We start from the raw sequence: 4,330 nt of genomic DNA, 5'->3' as shown, positions 1-4,330 counted from the left end.
AGAACTTCACTAATAGTTTTGAAATTACTGAAAGCCATTTTTTACCTCTTCAATAAATGATTTTATAGTAGTCGAAGCAAAGATTAGGAAATTGGTAAATCCTGTTTGCGGAGCATTGACCTAAGAAAAACTTACTCAGAGATTACTTTTGACTTTTGACTTGCGCGTAGCTCTATATTGCTAGTAAATTTTAGAATTAATTCAGAACCTAAAAACAGCAGTCATCAACAAATAACTGCTATTGAAAAATTTAGTCAGTTTTAACAGACTTTGACTATTTATAGCACTACAAAAAAGTGTTAGGAGATTGATAATATCATGTCCGTTGGTATGGTCGCGTCGTGTAAAAGCTGGGGAAATATTTACCTTATGTCAGGTTTTTTCTTCTCTTAAAGCTTCTCTCCTAGATAACTAAAGCCTTCTTTCTTTTTCCTTACCTTCGTGCTTACAATACCAATGGTACCGGACATGATATAAAATAGTATTTTCTCTTTTCTACTCCCTACTCCCTACTCCCTACTCCCTATAAAAACTAATTTATGCTGAACTTACTTAATAAAAGATTATTTTGGTACTTAGCATTACCAATAATTGTCATAAATGGTTGGGCTTTACTACAAATATTTCAATATTTTGGTCGAATAATTACAATAGCTGTTTCCGCAACATTACTCTCATTTTTATTAGATTACCCAGTGCTTTTTTTGCAGAGACATGGAGTTAAAAGAGACAGAGCAGTTATTTTAGTATTTTTAGTAGCATTAGTAATTATATTAGTTTTGGCAGTTATTTTAATTCCTTTATTATTAGAACAACTTACTGGATTAATTGAAAAACTTCCTAGTTGGCTAGAATCTGGAAATCAACAATTAGAATCATTTAACCAATGGGCATATAAGCGGAGATTACCAATTAATTTAACAGTTTGGGCAAATCAATTTACAGAAAGTTTATCTTCTCAACTGCAAGATATTACAGGAGAAATTATTAGTTTTGTTCTCAATACAGTAGGTAGAATTTTTGATATTTTAATTACCATAGTTATTACTTTTTATCTAATGTTACATGGCGATCGCCTTTGGAATGGAATATTTAATTGGCTGCCTAATCACCTAGATATTCATATCCGCAAATCATTTAGACAAAATTTTGAAAATTATTTTATTGGTCAAGCAACACTAGCTTGTTTGATGGGTGTTTCTATGACCATAAGTTTATTATTTCTAGGAACTCCTTTTGGCTTATTATTTGGTATAGGAATTGGGTTGATGACTTTAGTTCCTTTTGGTACTGCTTTAGGTGTAACTCTCGTCAGTTTATTAATAACTTTAGAAAATTTTTGGCTCGGAATAAAAGTTTTAATTGTGATAGTTTTAATCGAACAAGCAATTGAAAATTTTGTTGCCCCCAGAATACTAGGAGGGTTTACAGGTCTTAATCCTGTCTGGATTTTACTGAGTTTATTAGTGGGGGCGCAAGTATGGGGAGTTTTAGGTTTATTAATAGCTGTACCTATAGCAGGTTTTGTCAAAAATACTGTTAATTATCTCCGCTATTATGCAGAATTTAATCCATAGTTCATTTTAGTTATCAGTTATCAGTACCTCTGAAATAAGGAGGCTTAACCTTGGCGAATATTCTATTTTTTTATCCCCTTAAAAGGGGATGCTTTAGACTGCAATTTTTCGGTAAAGAGTGTGGGGAATGTGGGAAGTGTGAGAGGAATTTTCGACCAATTTCTTGTATAAAAAAGCAGGATTTTATTGAGACTTGATACTGAATAAAAGTGATTACTCACCGCTCAACTAAACTTACTCAAACTTACTCAAAGGTCTGAAAGTCTAGTCATTCGTAGTGGGTCAAGCACTACAGAGTTAAACGGCAAACCCCTTTTTTAACCCCTACTCCCCTACTCCCCTACTCCTTAAGAAAGAGTCTTCTACTTTGCTCCGTAGACCTCAATTTTTCCTCAATAATCTGCCAATCTTCCTGCTCAATATCTTGAATCAACCCATCAATTTCCTCACGAAAAGAATAGAGCGATCGCAACACCTCTAAACTATTATATTGGGCCATCATTCGTCCTAACTCTGGATTACCCCCTCCCACTCGGCTAGTATCACGGAAACCAGAACTAGCCAACTCTTGTGCTAACTTAACAACAGTAGGATTAGTCTCACTCATACAGGCAGAAATTAAACTAGCACTGGCCATCACAGGTAAATGAGAAATCCAGGCAACAGCTCGATCATGTTCATGGGGGTCACAAAAGTAAACTTGACTCTGGAGCAACCTAGCTATTGTCTCAACTTTCTCCACAGACTCTAGGGGAGTATTTTCAGTAGGAGTCAGCACATAAGGTCTATCCTTAAATAAACCCAACTGAGCCACTTCAATCCCACTTTCTGCTTTACCCGCCATGGGATGTCCACCTACAAAATTAGGCCAAATTTGAGAAACACCTTCCACAATGGGTGTCTTAACAGAACCCACATCAGTTAGAATTGCAGAGTAAGAAATAAAGGGAATAAGCTGTTCTAGAGTAGGAATAATACTGGAGATGGGAGTACAGATAAATATTAAATCAGTAATAGACAGTAAAGATAGTTCCAAGCTAGCTTCATCAACAGCTCCAAGAGCAATTGCCTTTTGACAAGTTTGTTCTCGACGAGAGACCCCAAAAACACGATAACCTAAGGTTCTTAAATCCAATCCAAGTGAGCCACCAATTAAACCTAATCCGACAATACCTATATTCATCATAATGTAATGGGCATGATACCAGGGTGCGCCCTAATGATAATCGAAGAACTTCAACAAAAATATGCTGCTGGTGAAAGAAATTTTACTGACCTCAATCTTTTTGAGGCCAATCTCACTGGTATTAATCTCAGTGGCGCAAATCTTAGCGGAGTCAACCTCAGTGTTGCTAACCTAAGCGGTGCAAATTTAACGGATTCTAATCTTAGTAAAGCTAAACTTAATATTACTAAACTTAATGGAGCGCATCTTAGTGGCACAAACTTAAATGGCGCTGATTTGAATGTGGCGAACCTAGTTTTAGTTAATTTGAAAAAAGCTCAATTAATTGCTGCAAAATTGATCAGAGCAGAATTAATTAGGGCAGAATTAAGTGGGGCAAATCTTTCTTTAGCTGACTTAAGTGGAGCAAGTCTTGTTGAAGCGACACTCCGAAAAACTAATCTTAGTGGCGCTAATTTAAAGGGAGCTAACTTGCGTTTTGCTTCTCTTACAGGCTCTCATTTAATAGAAGCTAACTTGCAAGGAGCAGACCTGAGTGGTGCAGACCTGAGTGGTGCAGACCTGAGTGGTGCTGAATTGAGACAAACTAATCTTAGTGGTGCAAATTTGAATGGAGCTGACTTAAGTGGGGCTAACCTACGTTGGGCTGATTTAAATGGAGCTAACCTACGTTGGGCGAGTCTGAGTGATGCTAAACTCAGTGGTGCTGACCTAAGTAGAGCAGATTTATCCCAAGCTAACCTTTTAAATGCTAGTTTAGTTCATGCTAATTTATCAAGTGCCTGTTTAATTGAAGTAGATTGGATTGGAGCAGATTTAACGGGGGCAACTTTAACAGGAGCAAAAATTTTTGGTGCCTCTCGCCTCGGAATTAAAACAGAAGCAGTAAGTTGTGAATGGGTTGATTTAAGTGCTAATGGAGATAAAAGTCAAGTTTATTCTCTCAATTCTGGCAAAATTAAAAGTTTTTTTCACGAGACTCTTCCTCAAGTAAAGATTATTGTTGATAGTCCCTTAGATAGTTCCAGTCATTATGCTCTAGCTGCAACATATTATCAAGTTAGTAAGTATTTACCACAGCTAAATAAACCTCCTTCTATAGAAGTTAATTCTTGCAGAACAATTATTTCGTTTCCAATGAACAGCGATGAAAAGTTATTTGCTACTGCTTATATCGCTATTATACCTTTTAATGATTCTGCTAAAACCCAAGAGAGTATTATTAGTATCTAAAACCCAAGAGAGTATTATTAGTATTATGAAAATTATTAACTCCCAAGATATAAATTATTTAACTCCTGTGGTAGCTCAAACAATTCGACAGTTAAGTACGGTTTTAACTAAATCAATTAAACAAGTTAATCAAATTAAGAAAGACAAAGCATTACTGAAATTTTGCAACGGAATTAAATTTTTTCAGACAGCAACAAGAATAACTATAATTAATTCCAGCGGTCAAAAATTTAATCTCTACCATCATCCTACATTTGGTAAACGAATAGTAAATAAAGTTAGTAAAAATCGTGAAGTAGAAACTATAATTCAAGTACCTCAAACAGAACCATAT

At 35.5% G+C, this 4,330-nt stretch carries 3 protein-coding genes and 1 pseudogene; 3 read left to right on the top strand and 1 reads right to left on the bottom strand.

Annotation, left to right across the window (positions count from 1 at the left end):
• Nucleotides 1-539 precede the first annotated feature (539 nt).
• Nucleotides 540-1,577, top strand: coding sequence for an AI-2E family transporter (locus tag AFK68_RS08305; protein WP_094672329.1), 1,038 nt, complete (start codon nt 540-542; stop codon nt 1,575-1,577).
• A 340-nt stretch (nt 1,578-1,917) separates the two neighbouring features.
• Here the strand turns inward: AFK68_RS08305 and AFK68_RS08300 are convergent, their stop codons facing one another.
• Complete coding sequence (locus tag AFK68_RS08300; protein ID WP_094672328.1) at nt 1,918-2,760, bottom strand: prephenate/arogenate dehydrogenase; 843 nt, start codon at nt 2,758-2,760, stop codon at nt 1,918-1,920.
• Nucleotides 2,761-2,796: 36 nt separating this feature from the next.
• On the opposite strand from AFK68_RS08300, the gene AFK68_RS08295 reads away from it, so the two are divergent.
• A complete protein-coding gene (locus AFK68_RS08295) occupies nt 2,797-3,996 on the top strand; it encodes a pentapeptide repeat-containing protein (RefSeq protein ID WP_246844070.1) in 1,200 nt (399 codons plus the stop codon).
• 25 nt (nt 3,997-4,021) lie between these two features.
• Nucleotides 4,022-4,330, top strand: a pseudogene (locus tag AFK68_RS41290) (hypothetical protein); the annotation flags it as partial.

This window comes from Hydrocoleum sp. CS-953 (assembly GCF_002260545.1).
Taxonomy (GTDB): domain Bacteria; phylum Cyanobacteriota; class Cyanobacteriia; order Cyanobacteriales; family Microcoleaceae; genus Trichodesmium.
The sequence above is the reverse complement of the archived record's forward strand: the minus strand, read 5'-3'. Positions and strand labels throughout refer to the sequence as shown.

Bases quoted from the DNA above. Each gene is read 5' to 3' on its own strand.
- AFK68_RS08305 (WP_094672329.1), top strand. From the start codon at position 540: ATGCTGAACTTACTTAATAAAAGATTATTTTGGTACTTAGCATTACCA.
- AFK68_RS08300 (WP_094672328.1), bottom strand. From the start codon at position 2,760: ATGAATATAGGTATTGTCGGATTAGGTTTAATTGGTGGCTCACTTGGA.
- AFK68_RS08295 (WP_246844070.1), top strand. From the start codon at position 2,797: ATGATAATCGAAGAACTTCAACAAAAATATGCTGCTGGTGAAAGAAAT.